Origin of the sequence: Pseudomonas sp. (assembly GCF_051660785.1) — a bacterium.
In the GTDB taxonomy this organism is placed as follows: Bacteria; Pseudomonadota; Gammaproteobacteria; order Pseudomonadales; family Pseudomonadaceae; genus Aquipseudomonas.
This window is the reverse complement of sequence record NZ_JBOFQE010000059.1, coordinates 40351-60859: the sequence shown is the minus strand read 5'-3', so window position 1 is coordinate 60859 and position 20509 is coordinate 40351. Positions and strand designations below refer to the sequence as shown.

At 59.0% G+C, this 20509-nt stretch carries 19 protein-coding genes; 6 read left to right on the top strand and 13 right to left on the bottom strand.

Translation table 11 applies throughout. The annotated features are described in order from the left end of the window. Positions 1–44: 44 nt before the first annotated feature. The 5 genes from ACRC4F_RS15930 to rfaH form a co-directional block, all read right to left on the bottom strand. Positions 45–1436 (bottom strand): undecaprenyl-phosphate glucose phosphotransferase, encoded by a 1392-nt coding sequence (locus tag ACRC4F_RS15930; protein ID WP_438660199.1) that lies wholly within the window; start codon positions 1434–1436, stop codon positions 45–47. A gap of 144 nt (positions 1437–1580) precedes the next feature. Next, a complete protein-coding gene (locus tag ACRC4F_RS15925; RefSeq protein WP_438660198.1) occupies positions 1581–3899 on the bottom strand; it encodes a GumC family protein in 2319 nt (772 codons plus the stop codon). 2 nt (positions 3900–3901) lie between these two features. Then, a complete protein-coding gene (locus ACRC4F_RS15920; RefSeq protein ID WP_438660197.1) occupies positions 3902–4435 on the bottom strand; it encodes a polysaccharide biosynthesis/export family protein in 534 nt (177 codons plus the stop codon). 12 nt (positions 4436–4447) lie between these two features. After that, on the bottom strand, positions 4448–5608 hold the full coding sequence (locus ACRC4F_RS15915) for an outer membrane beta-barrel protein (RefSeq protein WP_438660196.1): 1161 nt from the start codon (positions 5606–5608) through the stop codon (positions 4448–4450). Positions 5609–5644: 36 nt separating this feature from the next. Further along, positions 5645–6181, bottom strand: coding sequence for a transcription/translation regulatory transformer protein RfaH (gene rfaH / locus ACRC4F_RS15910; RefSeq protein ID WP_438660195.1), 537 nt, complete (start codon positions 6179–6181; stop codon positions 5645–5647). 611 nt (positions 6182–6792) lie between these two features. On the opposite strand from rfaH, the gene ACRC4F_RS15905 reads away from it, so the two are divergent. Next, positions 6793–7770 carry an NAD-dependent epimerase gene (locus ACRC4F_RS15905; RefSeq protein ID WP_438660194.1) on the top strand — a complete coding sequence of 326 codons (978 nt, stop codon included), beginning with the start codon at positions 6793–6795 and terminating at the stop codon, positions 7768–7770. A 10-nt stretch (positions 7771–7780) separates the two neighbouring features. Here ACRC4F_RS15905 and ACRC4F_RS15900 read toward each other — a convergent pair whose 3' ends face one another. Further along, positions 7781–8680: a bestrophin family protein gene (locus ACRC4F_RS15900; protein WP_438660193.1), complete on the bottom strand. Its 900-nt coding sequence runs from the start codon at positions 8678–8680 to the stop codon at positions 7781–7783. A 302-nt stretch (positions 8681–8982) separates the two neighbouring features. Continuing rightward, a complete protein-coding gene (locus tag ACRC4F_RS15895) occupies positions 8983–9771 on the bottom strand; it encodes an alpha/beta hydrolase (RefSeq protein WP_438660192.1) in 789 nt (262 codons plus the stop codon). A gap of 99 nt (positions 9772–9870) precedes the next feature. On the opposite strand from ACRC4F_RS15895, the gene ACRC4F_RS15890 reads away from it, so the two are divergent. Continuing rightward, positions 9871–11157, top strand: a complete 1287-nt coding sequence (locus ACRC4F_RS15890) for an NTP/NDP exchange transporter (protein WP_438660191.1) — start codon at positions 9871–9873, stop codon at positions 11155–11157. Next, entirely contained in the window at positions 11144–12088 is a 945-nt protein-coding gene (locus ACRC4F_RS15885; protein ID WP_438660190.1) for an aldo/keto reductase, read from the top strand. Before ACRC4F_RS15890 ends, ACRC4F_RS15885 begins: the two co-directional genes overlap by 14 nt. A 124-nt stretch (positions 12089–12212) precedes the next feature. On the opposite strand, the gene ACRC4F_RS15880 is transcribed toward ACRC4F_RS15885, so the two are convergent. Continuing rightward, positions 12213–13604, bottom strand: a complete 1392-nt coding sequence (locus ACRC4F_RS15880; protein ID WP_438660189.1) for an aldehyde dehydrogenase family protein — start codon at positions 13602–13604, stop codon at positions 12213–12215. 101 nt (positions 13605–13705) lie between these two features. Here ACRC4F_RS15880 and ptrR point away from each other — a divergent pair, with 101 nt between their 5' ends. Then, the gene (ptrR, locus tag ACRC4F_RS15875) at positions 13706–14584 is read left to right on the top strand and encodes a putrescine utilization regulator PtrR (protein ID WP_438660188.1); all 879 of its coding nucleotides are present in this window, start codon (positions 13706–13708) and stop codon (positions 14582–14584) included. Positions 14585–14777: 193 nt separating this feature from the next. Here the strand turns inward: ptrR and ACRC4F_RS15870 are convergent, their stop codons facing one another. Beyond that, positions 14778–15674, bottom strand: a complete 897-nt coding sequence (locus ACRC4F_RS15870) for a LysR family transcriptional regulator (protein WP_438660187.1) — start codon at positions 15672–15674, stop codon at positions 14778–14780. A 148-nt stretch (positions 15675–15822) separates the two neighbouring features. Here ACRC4F_RS15870 and ACRC4F_RS15865 point away from each other — a divergent pair, with 148 nt between their 5' ends. Together ACRC4F_RS15865 and ACRC4F_RS15860 are read left to right on the top strand one after the other, a co-directional pair. After that, entirely contained in the window at positions 15823–17124 is a 1302-nt protein-coding gene (locus tag ACRC4F_RS15865; RefSeq protein ID WP_438660186.1) for an NAD(P)/FAD-dependent oxidoreductase, read from the top strand. A gap of 38 nt (positions 17125–17162) precedes the next feature. Further along, the gene (locus ACRC4F_RS15860; RefSeq protein WP_438660185.1) at positions 17163–18251 is read left to right on the top strand and encodes a polyamine ABC transporter substrate-binding protein; all 1089 of its coding nucleotides are present in this window, start codon (positions 17163–17165) and stop codon (positions 18249–18251) included. A 46-nt stretch (positions 18252–18297) separates the two neighbouring features. Here the strand turns inward: ACRC4F_RS15860 and msrA are convergent, their stop codons facing one another. The 4 genes from msrA to ACRC4F_RS15840 all read right to left on the bottom strand — a co-directional run bounded on the left by msrA (position 18298) and on the right by ACRC4F_RS15840 (position 20431). Continuing rightward, positions 18298–18804 (bottom strand): peptide-methionine (S)-S-oxide reductase MsrA, encoded by a 507-nt coding sequence (msrA, locus tag ACRC4F_RS15855; protein ID WP_438660184.1) that lies wholly within the window; start codon positions 18802–18804, stop codon positions 18298–18300. A gap of 5 nt (positions 18805–18809) precedes the next feature. Further along, positions 18810–19274 (bottom strand): MarR family winged helix-turn-helix transcriptional regulator, encoded by a 465-nt coding sequence (locus tag ACRC4F_RS15850; RefSeq protein ID WP_438660183.1) that lies wholly within the window; start codon positions 19272–19274, stop codon positions 18810–18812. Between the two features lie 144 nt (positions 19275–19418). After that, complete coding sequence (locus ACRC4F_RS15845) at positions 19419–19871, bottom strand: Ohr family peroxiredoxin (RefSeq protein ID WP_438660182.1); 453 nt, start codon at positions 19869–19871, stop codon at positions 19419–19421. A gap of 107 nt (positions 19872–19978) precedes the next feature. Then, on the bottom strand, positions 19979–20431 hold the full coding sequence (locus ACRC4F_RS15840) for an Ohr family peroxiredoxin (protein ID WP_438660181.1): 453 nt from the start codon (positions 20429–20431) through the stop codon (positions 19979–19981). Positions 20432–20509: the final 78 nt, after the last annotated feature.

Here is a 20509-nt window from a genome sequence, read left to right as displayed (position 1 = left end):
AAACCTCGGTCCGTCGTGACAGAGATCAACGATGGGGCAGGGCGTCAGTAGGTGTTTTTGGAGAACAACGTGAAGGGCGTCTTGATGAGGATCTTGATGTCCAGCCACAGCGACCACTGGTTGATGTAGTTGAGGTCCTGGGCAACGCGCAGCTGCATTTTTTCCACCGTTTCGGTTTCGCCCCGATGCCCGGTGATCTGGGCCAAGCCGGTAATCCCGGGTTTGAGGCGATGCCGGGCCATGTAGGCGCGAACCTTGCCGGTGTAGTAAATGTTGTGGGTGACGGCATGAGGGCGGGGGCCGACCAGGGCCATCTGGCCGAATAAAACGTTGAACAGCTGCGGCAATTCGTCGATGGAACTGCGGCGCAGAAAACGTCCGAGCGGCGTGACGCGATCATCGTCACGGGTGGCCTGGCGCACCTCGCGATCATCGTGGAGGCGCATCGAACGAAACTTCCAGACCTTGATCACTTCACCGTTGCAGCCGTGGCGATTTTGCTTGAACAGCACTGGGCCGGCGGAGGTCAGCTTGACGGCGACCGCCACGGTCAACAGCAGAGGGCTGAGGACAATAAGGGCGACGGCGGCCAGGCTGCGTTCGAACAGGTCCTTGCAAAACAGACTGGCGGGATGCGAGCTGATCAGGCTCTCGTTGAGGTAAATGGCCGGCATGCGTTCTATTTCGGAAATCGAATGGTTGAGCAGCACCATGCTGCCGAAGTCCGGGATCCATACCACGTCGACGTTCATGTCCAGCAGATCGATGTAGAGCGCTTCGATGGTCGCGGCATGCGTCATGGTCAGGACGATGTAGACCCGGCGCACGTCCAGGCGGGTGATGATCTCGCGGATCGCGTCGACATGACCCAGCAGCGGCAGAATGCTCGGTGCCGGGCCGCTGTCGTCGGCGGCGGCGATGAAACCCAGTACCAGCGCGCGGTTCGGCCTGGACAGTTTTTTCGCGAGCTCATGAGCGGTCGGGCACGTGCCGATGATCACCGAACGACGTTCGTTGCAGATCATTCGTGAGTGCAGTCGGGCGAAGTAGTGCAGGGGCAGAAAACTGGCGGCCTGGATGAAGAAACCCAGCACCGTCCAGAGGATGATGACCTGGCGCGAGTAAATCGCGCTGGTCTGGGTGATGAATGCAATGGCCGCCAGAACCGCCAGCAGGATCAACCAGCCGGCCAGCAATCGGCCGAGCCCGACCAGCAGGCCATGACGTTTGTGATAGACCTGCATCATGCTGTAGATCGGCACCGAACCGAGCACCGTCAGGATGATCAGGATTCGGTATTCGCTGGTCAGGTCGCCGACGCGCCAGTACACCAGCAGCGTCAGCAGCGAGACAGCCAGCGTCATGGCGCACAACCACTGCCCCCAGAACGTCAGGCCTCGGCGGTGTGTCATTTGCGTGGTGTATAGCGGAGTCATGGGCTTGACCTCGAAACAGGAGTGATCCATCGGCACTGATCGGTAGACACGGCGTGGCTCCCGCAGGCCTTTGTGTAGCTCGGCGGAGGTGAAGCAGGTGGTGTGAGGGCAGAAAGAGGTGCAGCGACCCGAGTCGCGCCGGGTTTACCTGGGCGCGAAATCGTATTTGTAGAACGTTCGGGAATGGTTGTAGCCGTACTTGCGCGCCTTGCGCAGATCGACCTGGTTGAGCACTGCGCCAAATACAGGGACGTGGCTTTGCTGCAACATGGCAATGCCTTTCTGCACCTGATTGATCGGCGTGCTGTCGGCCTTGACGACGTAGATCACGGCATCGGAATGCCTGGCCAGCAACAGCGCGTCGCTGATCATCTCCGAAGGTGGGGAGTCAATGATGATGTGGCGGTAGCGCGACTTGAGTGCCTCCAGCATGCGTGCCATTCGCGGCGAACTGAGCAGGTCCTGTGGGGGTGGCTGACGTGCCGAACTGAGTTTGTCCGCCGGGGAAGGCAGGCGCGGCGCGGTGAACAGATCCAGCGGCTCGGGTGCGATACTCCCGGCCGGCAACATGTCCAGGTTGCCCACCGAAACGATGCAGTCTTCGAGCCGCGCAGTGCCCGCAATCACGTTGACCAGCCCCGGGCTATCGGGTGGGAAATCGAAATTCAGCGAGAGGGTCGGCTGACGCATGTCGGCGTCGATCAGCAGCACACGCTCCAGCGGGGTGAGTGAGCTGGCCAGGTTGTTGGCAATCGTGCTTTTACCCTCACCGGCAACGGTCGAAGTGACCAGCACCACCTGCGACGGCATATCACTGCCTTGCAGCATCAGCCAGGTGCGCAGGTTGCGAATGGTCTCGCAGAAGCGCGGGTTTTCATTGTCCTCGAACAACCGCGCCAGTTGCCGACGGGTTTTCTTCGTCACCAACGGTATGACGCTGAGCAGCGGAATGTTGAGCGTGCTTTCGATCGACTCGTCGGTCTTGAAGGTGTTGCTCAGTTTGTCCAGGAGCAACGCCAGCGCGATGCCGACCAGCGCCGCCACTAACCCGACGATCCCGACAATCAATGTCTTGCGGGGTTTGCTCGCTTCCGCAGGAACAATGGCCGGGTCGACGATGCGCACTTTTGTGGAGTCCATGTCGGCGGTCGCCGCAGTTTCCTTCAAGCGGGTGACGAAGGTTTCGTACAGTGCGCGAGTGCTGTCGACTTCACGCTGGAACTCGCGCAACTGGAATTCCTTGCGGGCAATATCCTGGATCTGCGCCTTGTTGCTGTTGAAGGATTGACGTAGCGAGGCTTCACTGGCCGAGGCAAGCTGGAATTGCCGTTCAATCCCGGCGACCACCTGCTGTACCTGCAACTGCAGGCTGGTGGTGGCGGCGCGCAATTCGGACTGTGCGGAAATCAGGCTCGGGTGTTTCGGGCCATAACGTGCCGACAGCTCATCGACCTTGGCTTGTGCCTTGGCCCGATCCGCCTGGAATTGCTGGACCAGCGGGTTACTCAAGACCGCCGGCACACTGGAGAGCCGGCTCAGGTCACCGTTACTCAGGGCCTTGGCCTGGCGGTATTCGCTCTCGGCTTCAGCGCGATTACGCCGGGCGTCGACCATGCGATTGCCGGTCATTTCCAGTTCGTTGGCACTGATCGTGGCAACACCTCCGACGTCGACCAGGCCTTGCTCTTCCCGGTAGCCCTGAAGTTTTTTCTCGGCGGCACGCAGGTTGTCGCGCAGCTTGACCAACCGTGTGTTCATCCATGCCGTGGTGGTCAGCGAGGACTTCTCGCTGGTGTCGAGCTGGCTATCGGTAAAGCCTTGGGCGAGCGCGTTGGCCGCTGCCGCCGCGAGGACGGGGTCCGGCAATTCGACCTCGATTTCCAGCAGCTGGCTTTTGCCGACGAACTTGACGCTGGTGTGCAGCATGAGGTTCTGCGTGACCTGGTTGAAGACGTCTTCCTCTTTGAGCGCGCCTTTCACCGGTATCAACGTGCCCAGCCCTGGCAGGTATTGGTCAAGGTCAAGGTCAAGGTCCGCCAGCCATTTGCGCGGCGTGAACCACGGTTTCGGTTGCTGGCGCGGGTCGGTGACCGGGTTGGTCGTCAGGCCGAGTTTCTTCACTGCGCGTTCGGCAAGGTCCCGCGATTGCAAGAGCGCCTGTTGTGTCTGCAAGTATTCGGTGGCGTTGCTGCCTGAATCCTTGACTTGCTGGAAGGACATCAGCGGCGGCGTTTTATCATTGAACAGCAGGGTGGTGCTGCCGATGTACTGCGGGGTAATGGCGCTGACCGCGATGATCGCCAGCGCACAGCAAAACAGCACAAACCATCCGATGCTCCATTTGGCACGCCAGATCACCCTCCAGATTTTGAGCAGGTCAATGGTGTCCTGGTCTTCGCTGTACTGCTGCTGCAGATGCGCTTGAAGAGGACGTTCGACGTAGGGGCTAGGGCTGTTGTCCATGATCAGAAAAACCCTTGTGCAATGGAAATGGTGTCGCCGGGGGCAATCGTGGTGTTTCGTGTGACTTCATCGGTGAGTGTGGCGCTGCCATCACCGCGCACGATGGTCACGCGTTTGATCGAGGCCCGCTCGGTCAAGCCGCCGCCCAGGGCGATGGCTTTCTCCAGTGTCAGCCCGGGTATGAAGGGATAGTTGCCGGGTTTTTTCACTTCGCCATTGATGTAGAAGGGACGGTATTCGATCTGGCTCAAGCTGACTTTCGGGTCGTTCAGATACCCTTGTTTAAGTCCGGCGACGATGAGTTTTTCGACTTGGCCGGGGGTCAGTCCCTTCGCGGAAATCTCACCCAGAAAGGGGTAGGAAAAGGTGCCGGCATCGCTAAGGCGGATCTTTTTCAGGCTCAACTCCGGCTCGCCAAACACGATGATGCGCAAGACATCGCCGGCTTCCAGTTTGTATTGGGTGGCGGGGTCTGCTGCATAAGTGTCGGGAAGCACCACCAGTGCAAGCAGCAACCCAAGGGTGTGCGAGTTCATATCGAAACCCTCTTAAAGGCTTACGTTAAAGCTGATCTGAACCACGTTGCGAGTGAAGCTTTCGTTGTCTGCGTCCGAGTCGTTATCGCGGAATCGATAGCCCAGTTCGATATCCAGCCACCGGCGCATCGCGTACACCACGGCGAGGTTGTAATCCTGGAGGTCATCCGTGCGGCTTTGGCCTTCGTAGACATAACGACCGAACCCGGCTTGTGCCACTGTGGTAATTCGTTCGGTCCAGCCATGGCGCCATCCGACCTGGGTGAAGGTGGACTTGACGGCATCAGCGCCATCGTCACCTTCGGCAAGGGCCTGGCGAGCCACAAAGGTGAACGTTGAATAGGTTCGCGGCTTCCATTGCAGGTCCACTTGCCAGGTGGGGTTGTCGAGGTCCTTGGATTCGCTGTTGTCGAAGTCTTTTTTCTCATAACCGACGCGGACTTTGCCGGTGGTCTTTGCCGTGATGTCCCAGACGGCACCGGCCAGCACGGCATTGGATTTACTGCTGCGCGGGCTATCGGGTTGCTGGTAATCGAAATTGGTGTGGTCATATTCGAGCAGGCCACGGGTATTGCTGCCGATGCGGTGATACCAGGTGGTGGTCAGGCCGGCGGTATTGCGCTCTTTGTCGTCGTTGATACCGTCGGCATTGTCGTAGCGAAGTTCCGCGTAGCTGGCGCCGAAATCGATCTGATTGTCAGCACTTTTGGCCCCGAAGGTATAAAGGCCAGCCACCCGTTTGTTGTTGAGCTTGTCATTGACGCCTTCGACGGCCGTGGATTCCGTGCGCTCGAATTTGCGGTATTCGGCTTCGAGTTTCAGACGGTGCCGGTCGGTGAATTCCATGATGCTGTCCGCCCGTACCCGTTGTGAGGTGTACGAGGCATCCGACTCGTCGTGATAGATGTAGCGGATGGGCTGCCAGTAGAGTCGGGTGGCGCTGTTGCGATCTTCGGCCTTGAGTTCGAAGGAGGGCGCCAGTTTGGTGATCATCGACGACTGTTTATCGTCTTCCAGTTCTCGAAAGTTATCGTCATAGCTTTCTGAAAACAAAAAGGTTGGAGTGAAATCGAATCCGTAAACATCAATAGGCGCCGGATCGATACTCCAGGCCATTCCAGGGTAGAGAGAGGCCATGATCAGTGCAAAAGGGCAGCGTGACTTCAAGGCCATATCTAGGCTCCTGGAAAAAGCATGAAAGTCAGAGTGTCAGAGAGTTGTGTGGACCGTGGTTTGCTGACGTTCGAGGTCACTTAAAGGCATACAGATAGCCTGTTCCCGATTAAGAAACTGCAACAGGATCATCACGCGTTCAGAACCGTGCGAAGCGATGAAAACCCCTTCGAGTGTAGACAGCGGGCCGCGGATTACCTGCAGGTGATCGCCGGGCGTCAGGGGCGGGTCGTCGGGTGAATACGTCGATTCGAAACAGCGCGCACGCAAATGCTCGATGACGTGCTCGGTCACCGTCGCAGGCCCATGATTGAATTCGACAAAACGACTGACGCCACGAGTCGATCGTATGGGCGTCCAATTGTCGTTACCGCCTAGATGGATAAACAGATATCCGGGGAAGAGGGATTCACGCACGTGCTGTTGTTTGCCGCGAATCACGCGCGCACTCAACAGTTGAGGGTGGAATACGACATAGTTTTGTTGAAGCAGATTGATGTGGGCGCGTTCGTCTTGGTGAGGCTTGCATTGCAACAGGTACCAATTGGAACGTTCGGAGCTGATTGCTGGCATGCTGGTAAACTCCGTGAATATCGAAAGTTTAGGCAGGCAGTGGCTCTATAGAGGCCCGAGAAGTATTAAGCCAGACAGAGTTATTATTTTTATGTTAGGGAGGTAACGATGTATCAATAATGAATCACCCTGTGTTGCACTGATGAAACAATGGAATAATGAGTTTGCGTTATATGTGACAGGCTGTTCGGTATAAAGCCCCAGGCATTTGTCGAAGACAAAGCTACCGCACGGTCCGTACCAGTTGACCGTAAAAAACAGGGGCTTCAGAAGTTGCCTCAGGAACAGCGGTTAAACCGACAAACTGCACTCGTATTCTGTTCCAACAGACCCGTGTAGTTATTGACCAGTCTCGGCGGCCTGTCAAACGTTCCTTGTCAAAAAACATGCCTTTGATCCAATAGTGCATTCACTAGCAGGTAACTATTTGTTTTTGCGCATGATTTTATTTCCGTCGAACGGTTAAAACTTTTCGGCCGCTTTATAGTCGTGCACCATCAAGACAATCGAAACACTGATGTCGCAATCGTGGCGCTTGTAATCGAATCTGGACCCTCGGCAATTGCAACGCTATAACTAACTCCCTGGAGTCGAACAAGGGGGCAGGCATTATGACCATTCTTGTGACGGGCGCGGCAGGCTTCATCGGGTATCACACGGTCAAACGATTGTGTCAGGAAGGTCTGGAAGTTGTTGGTATCGACAATCTTAATGATTATTACAGCGTGGAACTGAAACATGCGCGGCTCAAGCAATTGAGCGAGTTACCCGGTTTCCGTTTTCAGACCATGGATATTGTCGACAAACCAGCCTTGTTGGGATTATTCGAGGACCAGGGCTTCACCGAGGTCGTGCATCTGGCGGCGCAAGCGGGCGTTCGCTATTCGCTGGATAACCCGGATGTCTATGCACAATCGAACCTGGTGGGTTTTCTGAATGTGCTGGAAGCCTGTCGACACTATCGGCCTGCGCATCTGATCTACGCGTCGAGCAGTTCGGTGTATGGCGCCAACAGCAAGCTCCCGTTCAGCGTCGATGACGCAGTCGACCAACCGGTTTCGCTGTACGCTGCCAGCAAGCGCGCCAATGAATTGCTCGCCCACAGCTACTGTCACCTCTATGGCCTTCGAGCCAGCGGCTTGCGTTTTTTCACCGTGTACGGGCCTTGGGGACGTCCCGATATGGCGCTGTTCACGTTTACCGAGGCGATGCTCAAGGGCCGGCCGATTGATATTTACAACCATGGCCAGATGGCGCGCGATTTCACCTATGTGGATGACATTGTCGAAGGCATTGTCCGGTTGTGTCCAAAGCCACCTGTCCCGGAAAAGGGTGCCAATGGCGTCAACCGGATTTTCAATATTGGGCGGGGCAAGCCGGTCGCGTTGCTGGATTTTGTCGAATGCCTGGAATCGGCGTTGGGCATAAAAGCCCAGCGCAACTTTTTGCCGATGCAACCGGGCGATGTCGTCCAGACGTGGGCCGATGTGTCGGCGCTGGCAGACTGGGTCGGCTTCTCGCCCCACGTGGAGGTTGAGGCCGGCGTGAGGCAGTTTGTGCAGTGGTATCGCGACTTCTATCAGGTCTGAGCCTCAGGCCTCACCCCAGGACGAAATCCACCGGCTCCAGTGCCGGGGGAAGTGGTGTTTCCCCCAGTGCTGCCAGGACGTCCCGCTCGATAGTGCGCACGATGGCATCAATGGGCAGGTCGTTTTCGTCGCGACCGAACGGGTCCTCCAGCTCATCGCCGATCGCATCCAGACCGAAAAAGGTATAGCTGACAATCGCGGTGAAAATCGGGGTCAGCCAGCCCAGTGGTTCGGCCATTGCGAAGGGCAGCAAGAAACAGAAGAGGTAACTGGTGCGGTGCAGCAACAGGGTGTAGGCAAAGGGCAGCGGCGTGTGTTTGATGCGCTCACAGACCGCCTGGGCCTGGGTCAGGTGCGTCAGATGATTGGTCATGATCGTGTAGCGCCATTCGTTGATCACCCCTGACTCGCTGAGCGTTGAACACTGCTGGCCGACTTGCTGCACAATTTGCCCGCTGAGATCAGGTGTGTTGTCCTCCGGCATCGGGTCAAGCCAGCGGCTGCTGGCCGACCGCTGATTTTCCAGGCGCAGCCTGGCGTTCAGCGCATGGGCAAACCCGCACAAATGATGAAGCATTTTCCGGCGTTCATTTTCGTCCTTGATGACCCGGCTTTCGCGAATCATCGAGCGCACCGCAACCATCACGTCGCCCCAGGCTTTGCGGCCTTCATACCAGCGGTCATAACAGGCGTTGTTGCGAAAACTCATGAAGATCGAGAGCGACAAACCCAGCAGGGTAAAGGGCGTCGCGCTGACCTTGGAAAAGTAACTCGGGTGCCATGTCTCGACGAGCACGATGACCGAGGCAAGCAGCGTCACCATCAAGCAACGCAGGGCAATCCGTTTGGCGATTGAGCCTTTTATCGCACTCATGATGTTGAGGAAGTTAGGTTTCGGTCTGACGATCATGGTGTTCCGCCTACGGTGAAAACGGGTGATTCAGATCGGGCGCAGGCTAAGAGCCTGTGGGCCATGCGTCCAATCACTGCTAATGACCGAATGATCGATGCGCTCTATGGCTGCTCACACCTTTATGTTGTAGCAGCTGCCGAGCCCGCGAGGCTGCGTTCGGCTGCGCAGCAGTCGTAAACCCGGTTTCCGTGGTCTGACTGATGCACCGCGAACTCTGGTTTGACGACTGCTTCGCAGCCGAACGCAGCCTCGCGCTGCTCGACAGCTGTTACAGGACACGGTGTGTCGTCGAGTTTTGCTCACAACGCATCGCCCAGCCATTTCAGGTACTCGGGACTGTCGGAGATCGAATTGTGACCCACACCCGGTATGACGCGCAGCGTGGCCACGCCTTTGGCGAAATGGGTGTAGAGCTGCTCCGTGCTTGAGCGCGGTATGACTTCGTCGTGCTCCGCGGCGATCAGCAGTGTCGGTATCGTGATGTGCGCCGCGTACTTCCATGATTCGAACCGCTCCCGTAGCAGCCACTTCACCGGAAACCAGGGGAACTGCCGCACGGCGAGGTCTTCCACGCTGTTATAGGGCGTGATCAGGACCAGGCTGGAAGCCGGGCGCTGGCTGGCGAGGCGAATGGCGACCCCCGAACCGAGGCTGCGCCCGACCACGGCAATCTGCGGATGAGTGTCGTAGACCTTGTCAAACAAGCTCATGGCATCACGCTGAATGGCCTCTTCGGAAGGCGACCCCGAACTTGCCCCGAAGCCTCGGTAGTGCAACAAGTAGATCGCATGGTCCGGGAAGGCCTGGGCGAACCCGGGGAGGTTGCGAGAAACGTCCTCGGCATTGCCGCCGAAATAGATCAACGCCTTCGGTCCGTCGTGGGGCCTGACCGACACCCCGACCTGCGCATCGTCGACTGTCAGCGTGAGCAGCGTATCGGGCGTCTCGATGGCGCTGGGTTGCGGGAAGTAGATGAGCGCGCGCTGAAACACGAACAACGCCGCGCACAGCGCCAGGTACAACGCTGCAAGGATGACGACGATTAACACCAGGGTTCGTGGCATTCGGCTAACTTTAGGGGGCGACATCGACTGCTCTGGGTGAGGTACCCAATCCACTGGACCGGAGCCAGAGTTTAGTTCATCGGTAGCCGGGCACACCGAACCAGGCTACAGAGGAGGGCGACCATGCCCATCGCTGCAAAGTGGCTCAACGTCCAGCCCGGCGAAAAAACGGCCCTGATGTTGGGATTTGCGTTTCATTTCTGGGTGCTCGCCAGCTATTACCTGGTACGACCGCTGCGCGATGCCTTGGGTCTTGAGGGCGGTGCCGACAAACTGCAATGGCTGTTCACCGCGACTTTCGTGGTGATGCTGTTGATGGTCCCGGTGTTCGGTGCATTGGCGTCGCGGCTGCCGGCCACGCGTTTTGTGCCGTTGATCTATCGCGTGATCGCCGGGTCGATGCTGGTGTTTGGGGTGTTGATTGCCAACCGCGTTGCGCCGGTGAACGTCGGACGAGTGTTTTTCGTCTGGATCAGCATCTACAACCTGTTCATCGTCAGCATTTTCTGGAGCGTGCTGGTCGACCGGTTTTCCAGTGAACAAGGACGCCGTCTGTTCGGGTTTATCGCGGCGGGCGGCACCTTGGGCACGTTCATCGGGCCGTTGCTGGCGGCGACCATGGCCACACGTCTGGGCCCGGTGGCCCTGACCGTCGCGGCGGCGCTGCTGCTCGAAGTCGCGGTGCGCTGCTATCGGGCGTTACTGTCCCGGACGCAATCGCAGTCCGGCCGCCGGTTGCTGGATGACCGGCGCATGGGCGGCAGCATGCTGGCCGGGATCACGTTGATTGTTCGTTCGCCTTATCTGCTGGGGCTGGTGCTGTTCATGCTGCTGCACACCAGCGCCGCGACCTTGTTGTATTTCGAGCAGGGACGGATTGTGGCGGGTAGCTATGCTGATGTGGCCAGCCGCACGCAATTTTTCGCGGTTGTCGATCTGATCGTGTCGGCGCTGACCTTGATCTTTCAACTGCTGCTGACAGCGCCGTTGATTCGTTTGATCGGTGTCGGCGGGGCTTTGGCGGCGTTGCCACTGGCAACCATCGTGGCCTTTACCGCCATGGCCCTGGCGCCCGTGCCAGCCACCGTCGCACTGGCGCAGGGGCTGCGTCGTGCGGTCGAGTTCGCCATTGTGCGTCCGGCGCGCGAGGTGTTGTGGACCGTGGTCAGCCGCGAGGAGAAGTACAAGGCCAAGAATGTGATCGAAACCCTGGTGTATCGCGGCGGAGATGCCGCCAGTGGCTGGTTGTCGGTCGGGTTGACCGCATTGGGCGCGGGGTTTGGTCTGGTGGCGCTGCTGATCGTGCCGTTCGCCGGGCTGTGGGGCTGGTTATGCCTGTGGCTGGCCGGGCACCAGGAACAACGGGCGCAGAGCAAAAATGTGGAAGGGTCATTCCATGAGCCACACTGATGGGTACACGCGTCGCCAAATACTCACGCTGGCTGCCGGTGCTTCGGCGGTTTTCACCTTCGCCCCGGCCTTTGCTGAAACCACGCCGTCGAAGGAAACAGGAGGCAAGAACATGCTGACCCGCGCCATTCCTTCCAGCTCCGAGCCATTGCCCATCGTCGGGTTGGGCACCTATCGCGGTTTTGATGTCGAGCCTTCAAGCGCCGCCTACAAACAGCTTCCCGCCGTGCTGCGCGCGTTATTCGAGAAGGGCGGGACGGTGATCGACAGCTCACCGATGTATGGCCGCGCCGAAGAGACGACCGGCGAATTGCTGTCGATTCATGAGCCTCGTTCGCCGGCGTTCCTGGCCACCAAGGTCTGGACCCGGGGTCGCGAAGAAGGCATCGCGCAGATGGAGCAGTCCTTCAAGTTGCTGCAAACCGATCGCATCGATCTGATGCAGATTCACAACCTGCTGGATTGGCAAACCCATCTGCCGACGCTGCGCAAGTGGAAGGAAGAAGGGCGCATCCGCTACATCGGCATCACCCATTACACGGCCTCGGCGTATGAAGAAGTGGAGGCGGTGCTCAGGGCTGAGCCATTGGATTTCTTGCAGATCAACTATGCCCTCGATGATCGCAGCGTCGAGAAACGCATCCTGCCGCTGTGTCGCGAGCGCGGCGTGGCGGTGATCTGCAATCGCCCGTTTGGCGGCGGTGACTTGCTGACCCGCTTGAAGGACAAACCCCTGCCACGCTGGGCGGCGGATGTGAGGGTCAGCAGCTGGGCGCAAATGGCGCTGAAGTTCCTGCTGTCGCATTCCGCGGTGACCTGCGTGATTCCCGGCACCGGCAACCCGCGCTACATGGCGGACAATGCCGGCGCGGGTTTCGGGCCGATGCTGACCGGTGCGCAGCGTGAGCAGTTGATCGATATCGTCGGCTGAGCGCACTCGCGATATCGCCTCATGACAAGTTGCCTTCACCCACATAGCCGCCGCCCGAGAATGTCCGGGGCCCGGTGCTAGACTTTTCAGGTGGGATGAGTCAGTTGGAGGCCACCGCAGGCAATCAGCGACGATCCAGCCACACCGTCTGCGCATTGCAGAACTCGCGCACGCCGAAGTGCGACAGCTCGCGTCCGAAACCGCTTTTCTTCACGCCGCCAAAGGTGACACGCGGGTCGCTGGCGCAGTAGCCATTGATGAACACGCCACCGGTTTCCAGTTCGCCGGCCATCTGCTGGGCACGCTCCACGTTGGCGGTGTAAATGGTCGCGGCGAGGCCGAATTCGCTGTCATTGGCCAGTTCCAGCGCATGGGCTGCATCGCGGGCAGTGATAATCGAGGCTACCGGGCCAAACAGTTCCTGCTTGAACGAGGTCATCTGGTCGGTGACATCACCGAACACGGTCAGCTCGTAGAAGTTGCCCGGACCTTCAGCTTTCTTGCCACCCAGCAGCAACGTCGCGCCTTCTTCCAGGGTGTCGCGCACTTGTTGATCCAGTTCATCACGCAGATCAAAACGCGCCATCGGGCCAATGTAGGTGTCGGCGGCCCGTGGATCGCCGACCACCAGTTTGCGTGTGGCTTCGACGAACTTGCGCGTGAATTCTTCGACAATGCCTTGCTCGACAATCAAGCGTTTGGCGGCTGCACAGACTTGCCCGGTGTTTTGATAACGGCCGATCACGGCGGCTTTGACCGCTTCGTCGAGGTCGGCGTCATTGAGTACGATGAAAGGGTCCGAACCGCCCAGTTCCAGCACGCATTTCTTCAACGCCGCACCGGCCTGTGCGCCGATGGCCATGCCGGCGCGCACGCTACCGGTGAGGGTGACCGCGGCAATGCGCGGGTCAGCGATGGCTGTGGAAACACCCTCCGGCGTGACGTTGATGACCTCGAACACGCCTTCAGGGAAGTCGGCTTTTTTGAAGGCTTCCAGCAGCATATAAGCGCTGCCCATCACGCTCGGCGCATGTTTGAGCACGTAGGTGTTGCCGGCAATCAGCGCGGGGACGGCGCCACGCAGCACCTGCCAGATCGGGAAATTCCACGGCATCACCGCCAGAATCGGGCCGAGCGGGCGATATTCAATGCGAGCTTTGCCACCTTCCACCAGAGTCGGCTCGGCGGTCAGCATGGCGGGACCGTGTTCGGCGTACCACTCGCAGAGCTGCGCACATTTTTCGATTTCACCGCGCGCCTGAGTGATCGGCTTGCCCATCTCCAGCGTAATCATCCTGGCCATCGCTGCGGCGTTGTCACGCAATGCCTGAGCCAGAGTGATCAACAGTTGCGAGCGTTGCGCAACCGCGGTGCTGCGCCAGACGCGAAACCCGGCAGCAGCACGGGACAGCGCAGCTTGCAGCGCCGAAACGGATTCGAAAGGGTAGTGGCCGATCTGCTCGCCCGTGGCGGGGTTGATCGAAATGGCGTGGGTGAGACTGGAAACGTGGGTCATGGCACCGTCCTGCTAGGTGGGAATGCGCTCAGGTTACGGTGGCGTTTGTTTTCTGGAAACTGAATAATGCTGAGCATATCGTTCACGTTTGGAGAATGACTGTGGATCTGGTTCAGCTGGAAATTTTCAAGGCAGTGGCCGAGCACGGCAGCATCAGCGTGGCCGCCCAGCACATCCATCGGGTGCCGTCGAATCTGACGACGCGGATCAAGCAGCTGGAACAGGACCTGGGCGTGGACCTGTTTATCCGCGAGAAAAGTCGCCTGCGCCTGTCGCCGGCCGGCTGGAGTTTTCTCGATTACGCCCGGCGCATTCTCGACCTGGTGCACGAAGCCCGGGCGACGGTGGCCGGTGAAGAACCCCAGGGTGCCTTCGCGCTGGGGTCGCTGGAGAGCACGGCGGCGGTGCGCATCCCCGAGCTGCTGGCCGCCTATAACCAGAAACACGCCAAGGTCGAGCTCGACCTGTCCACCGGACCTTCCGGGACCATGATCGACGGTGTGTTGTCGGGCCGACTGGCCGCTGCATTCGTCGACGGCCCGGTGCTGCACCCGGCACTGGAAGGCGTGCCGGCATTCGAGGAGGAAATGGTGCTGATCGCGCCGCTCAACCATTCGCCGATCCATCGTGCGCGTGAGGTCAACGGCGAAAACATCTATGCGTTCCGCTCCAATTGCTCCTACCGCCACCACTTCGAAAGCTGGTTCGCCAAGGACGCGGCGGTGCCCGGCAAAATATTCGAAATGGAGTCCTATCACGGCATGCTGGCCTGCGTCAGCGCCGGTGCCGGCCTGGCGCTGATGCCGCGCAGCATGCTCGAAAGCATGCCGGGCTGCACCACCGTCAGCGTCTGGCCGTTGTCGCAATCCTTCCGGTATTTGCGCACCTGGCTGGTGTGGCGCAGAGGCACGGTGTCGCAGAGTTTGACCATGTTTGTGCGGTTGCTGGAGGAGCGGGGCGTGGTGCAGCAAGAAGCCTGACGCAAATACCTGTGGGAGCGAGCCTTGTGGCGAGGGGATTTATCCCCGTTGGGCTGCGAAGCGGCCCCGAAATAGAAAACATCGGTGTATCAGATACACCGCAAACAATGGTTTCACGACTGCTTCGCAGCCGAACGGGGATAAATCCCCTCGCCACCAGAGCTCGCTCCAGCAATGGGTATTGGTATCGACTTCATTCGGCTTGCTGTTCAGCCTGCCCGGCAAACCATTGCATAACCAGCGCACACGCCGGATGAGACGCCGCCGAAGCTTGCACGCACAGCGAATAAACACCCTGCGTCTTCAACGGACGCCCGAACGGGACGACGAGCACCCCGCGATCAATCGATTCCTGCGCCAGGGTCAGGTCGGTCACCGCCACCCCAAGTCCGCGGGCCGCAGCATCGAGCGCCAGTTCGTCGAGGTTGAAGGGAATGTGCCGATAGTCTTCCAGCGGTTGGCCGTCATTGGCCGCCAGCCACTCAATCCAGGCTTGCTGGTCGGCCGAACGATGCAGCAGCGGGAAACGCAGCAGATCTTCCACCGATGCCAATGGCGCGGTCGCAGTGGCAAGGCCCGGCGCGCACACCGGGACCAGCGCTTCCGAGAATAGGGTCAGGCAGGCAGGATCGGCGGACGGTTCGGGCAGGTAGAGGATGTAGGCGTCGCTGTCACTGGCCGGCTCGACGATCTCCGTCGCCACGGTTTCGATAGCCAAGGATATGTCCGGGTGGCAGCGATAGAAATCGCTCAGTTTCGGCAGCAACCAGCGCACCGCCAGCGACACATGCATCCGTATTCGGAACGGGCGTTTTTGTGGAGACAGTCGATCCTCAAGGGTTTTCAGTTGTTCCAGGATAGAACGCGCGCTGGCCAACACCTGTTCGCCTTCCGGGGTCAGGCGAATGCTGCGGCTGCTCCTGATGAACATCGCCACGCCGAAATGACTTTCCAGCTGCTGTATCTGCCGGCTGACGGCACTTTGGGTCAGGCAGAGCTTACTCGCCGCTTGGGTGAAGCTGCCCGAATCAGCAACTTCCACCAGCGCCTGCATGGCTTGAAGAGAAGGGACGTGACGAATTTTATCCATGCGTTCTGTGAATGGCTCAATGAATTTATAACGTTGGTTGTATCACCGAAGACCTAATAGATTCTAGCCCTGGCTGCCGCCATCGCAGATTGCCCATGCAATTACTGCATGTGACGGTTAGCAGAACGACAGTCTGGGCAGGTGACGCATGAATGATGAATGTGGCTGGATCGTACAAGCAGGAAGTGCGCCGTTGCGCGAGCGTCTGATTGGCGTGCAAAAAGCCGATTGGCTGATCATCGGTGCCGGCATTACCGGCCTGAGTGCCGCCCATGCGCTGGCGCAGTTGCACCCTCAGGCGCGTATCGTGGTGGTCGACCGGCAGCGCGCGGCGCAGGGCGCTTCAGCACGTAATTCCGGGTTTGTGGTGGCTCATGAACACCCCGCCCATGATGAATTGATCGGCAATCGCGGGTTCACCGGGTTTGAAGTGGATACAACGATTTCACGTGCCGCCAGTGCGGAAGTGCGCAAGGTGATTGCCCGGCACGCTATCGAGTGCGACTTCCGGGATTCGGGCTATTTCTTTGCCGTCAGCGATCCCGGCAAGCTGACCCACATTGACGAGAAGCTGCGCACCTTGCGGGCGCTCGGTGCGTCTGCGGAGTTTTTTGAAGGTGAGCAACTGAATCAAAAACTCGGCACCCGGCATTACCGCGCCGCCATCTGGTGCGGCAAGGGCAACGCATTGCTACAACCGGCGAAGTACGTAAAAGGCTTGCTGGCGGCGCTGCCGGAAACGGTCACCGTCTACGAAAACACCGACATCACCGGCCTCGAACGTTTGGGTAAAGGGCGTCTGCGGGCCAACGGCCTCGATGGCAGCGTCGAGGCAAAGCAGGTGCTGATCTGCCTCAATGCCTTCGTGCCGCGTGCCGGCATCCAGGACAGCGGCACCTTTGCCATGGAGCTCAGCGCCAGCCTCACGCGGCCACTAAGTGCCGAAGAATTTCGCAACATCGGCAGTGTCGAGCCCTGGGGCGTGCTGTCCACCCGTCCGCTTGGCGCCACGGTGCGGCTGACGCCCGATCGCCGGGTGATGATCCGCAACACCGCGGAATACCGCTCGCGGGATTTGTCCGATCATGAACTGGCGGTCCGTCGCCAGCACCATGCAGTGGGTTTGCAGCGGCGTTTCCCGTGGCTGACCGAGCGCGATATCCAGCACACCTGGACCGGACACCTGAGCGCCTCGCGCTCCGGGCAGCCGTTTTTTTCCAGGGTGGAAGAGGGCGTGTTTGCGGTGGCCGGCTGCAATGGTTCGGGCGTGGCGCGCGGCACCCTTTGGGGACGATTGCTCGCCGAGCTGGCGTCAGGTGTCGGCTCGCCCTTGCTCGACTCCGTGATGGATCGAGCGCAGCCCGGCTGGCTCCCGCCGCGACCTCTGCTCGACATCGGCGCGATGTTTCGGATGCGCGTCGAAGCCGTCCGGGCCAGGACAGAAATCTAGTTTCCGGTTATCACAAAAGAACAAAAAGGTGATTGAACATGCAGGTCAATACTATTTCCCTGATGGTTGCGCTCACGGCGTTTTCGGCGGCCACTCACGCGGCCGAAGAGGTCAACATTTCCAACTGGAACGGCTACATCGCCGACGACACCTTGGTCAACTTCACCAAGGAAACCGGGATCAAGGCGACGTACGACATTCACGACAGCAACGAAGTGCTGGAATCAAAACTGATGACCGGCAACACCGGATATGACGTGGTCAGCCCTTCGAACCATTTTCTGTCGCGATTGATCAAGGCCGGCGCCATTCAGAAGCTGGACAAAAGCCAGCTGCCCAACTGGAAAAACCTCGATCCAGCGTTGCTGAAAAAGCTCGAGGTCAATGACCCGGGCAACCAGTACGGCTACCCGTACATGTGGGGCACGGCGGGTATTGGCTACAACGTCGAGAAAATCAAAGCGATCTTCGGCACCACCGACGTCACCCATTCCTGGAACCTGATCTTTGATGAGAACAACATCAAGAAGTTGAGTGAATGCGGCGTGGCGATTATCGACAACCCGACGCAAATCCTGCCGATCACCCTCAATTACCTGGGCCTGCCGCCCCATAGCCATGAGCCGGCGGATTACAAGAAAGCCGAGCAGGCGCTGCTCAAGATCCGGCCTTACGTCCAGTATTTCCACGCATCCAAGTACGTCAGCGACCTGGCCAACGGCAATATTTGCGCGGTGATCGGCTTCAACGGTGATGTGGTGCAAGCGGCGGCCAGTGCCAAGGAGGCCAGGAACGGTATCGAGATCGCCTATTCGATCCCGGACGAAGGCTCGACCCTGTGGCTGGACATGGTGGTCATGCCCAAGAGCGCGCCCCACGAGAAGGATGGTTACGCGTACATGAACTACCTGCTCAAGCCTGACGTCATCGCCAACATCAGCAACAGCATCCACTACGCCAACCCGAACCTGGCGGCGGACACGCTGGTCAATCCGGCGGTGAAGCAGGACCTGGCGATTTACCCGCCGAAAAGCGTGATGGACAAACTGTTCACCGTCGAGGATCTGCCTGCGGCGATTGCACGGTTGAGCACACGTCTGTGGACCAAGTTGAAAACCAATACCTGACGCAACGATGCCTGGGCTCCGTGGCTGGAACCCAGGCTTGACCGCGTCATGCGCGCTTCGGCAGTTTCCAGTTCGGCCGAATGAAGTGACAGGTGTAACCGGTCGGCAGTCTTTCGAGATAGTCCTGATGCTCCGGTTCTGCCTCCCAGAACGGGCCGGCGGGTACGATTTCGGTCACGACCCGGCCGGGCCAGAGTTTTGAGGCATCCACATCGGCCGCGGTGTCCTCGGCCACTGCTTGCTGCTCTTCGTTTAGATAGAAAATCGCCGAGCGGTAGCTAAGGCCGATGTCATTGCCCTGACGATTGGCGGTCGACGGGTCGTGGATCTGGAAGAAAAACTCTAGGATCTGACGGTAGCTGGTGATCGCCGGGTCAAACGCGATCTCGATCGCTTCGGCATGGGTGCCATGGTTGCGGTACGTCGCATTGGGCACATCGCCGCCGGTATAGCCGACGCGCGTCGACAGCACGCCTTTTTGTTTCCTTATCAGATCCTGCATGCCCCAGAAGCAGCCACCGGCCAGGATTGCGGTTTCAGTGTGCGTGGTCATAGCGCTTACTCCTCAGTGTTCATTGATTTGATCAGGTTGTTGCGCAAGGTCACGATTGCCTTCTGCAACAGCGTGAACTCGTCTTGCGTCAGGCCCGTGGCGCCGGCGAGGCCGTTTTCCGGTTGGTCTTCGCGCAGCGCCTTGCCCTGTTTCGTCAAGTTGATACGCACCTGGCGCTCGTCTTCAGGATCGCGCTGGCGTTGCAGGTAGCCCATCGCCTCGAGTTTTTTCAGGATCGGCGTGAGCGTGTTCGATTCAAGAAACAGCTTCTCGCCGAGGCTGCCGACGGTCTGATTATCCTGCTCCCACAGCGCAACGATGGTGATGTATTGCGTATAGGTCAGGCCCAGGTGTTCGAGGATCGGCTTGTACGCCTTGCCGAACGCGAGGTTGGTTGAGTAGACCGCAAAACACAGGAAGTCGGAGAGCTTCAGGTCTTCGGGTACCGCTTTGTCGGTAGTGGATTTCATGTGTCGCCTCATTCGTCAAAGACGGCTTTGTCGCCTGCGCGAAATATACCTCGTGTGCGATGGTGTCGTAAGTGCTGTAAGTCCTGATGTGATCAACGGCAGGGGCGGATTCGACGCAAGGGTGTCGAACCCGCCGTGCACGCATCACGCCGTGAGGACGTTCAAGTCCACGTCGATATTGCCTCGGGTTGCCTTCGAGTACGGGCAGATCTGGTCGGCGGTGTGCGCCAGTGTCTTCGCGATGTCATCTGCCAGCCCGGGCACGCGCAGGGTCAAACGAGCTTGAAGGAAGTAATCCTCACCGGTCTGGCCGACATCGACTTCGATCTCGACGGACATATCCGCTGGCAGCACCACGTTCAGGTCGTTGGCCACCAGTCCGACGGCGGCGGTATAGCAGGCCGACCAGGCGCCGGCAAACAATTGCTCGGCGGCCGGGTGCGGCTGGGTGCCGGCGATGACATGCGCAGGCTGGGCGTTGCCGGGCGACGAAAGTGCAATGTCGAGGCTGCCGTTATGGCCGCGCGAGGTGTTGCCGGTGCTGCTGGCGGTGGTGCGTGTTTTGCCGGTGGCCAGTACTTTTTCAATCTTGCTCATGGTTGATTACCTGAATGTTTATCTAGGGTTGTTATTCGTATGCGCTTACATCGCATGCGACATATATGGTGCTTCTATATATCAAAGAGTGTTGCAGCTTCGGTATTTCAGGCCGTGAGAACGTTCAGGGCCACGTCGATGTTGCCGCGCGTTGCTTTCGAGTACGGGCAGATCTGGTCGGCGGCATGGGCGATTTCTGTGGCCACACCGTGATCCAGGCCTGGAGCGCGCAGGGTCAGGCGTGCCTGAAGGAAGTAAGCGTCGCCGGTCTGGCCCAGGTCGACTTCGATGTCGACGGACAAATCGGCTGGAAGCTCAACGTTACGCTGTTTGGCGGCAAGACCGACGGCGGCGATGTAGCAGGCCGACCAGGCACCGGCGAACAATTGCTCGGCTTTCGGGTGCGGTTGGGTGCCTTCGAATTCATGCACCGGCTTGGTATTGCCGGGCGACGAAAGCACGATGTCGAGGCTGCCGTTGTGGCCGCGCGAAGTGGTGCCAGTGCGGCTCATGGTGGTGTGGGTCTTGCCGGAGGCCAGGACTTTTTCGATCTTGCTCATGGGGTGAATCCTCGAAGGTACAATTGGGTTTGTTGTGTATCGTATACGTTTGTATCGTATGCGATTGAAATAATACTC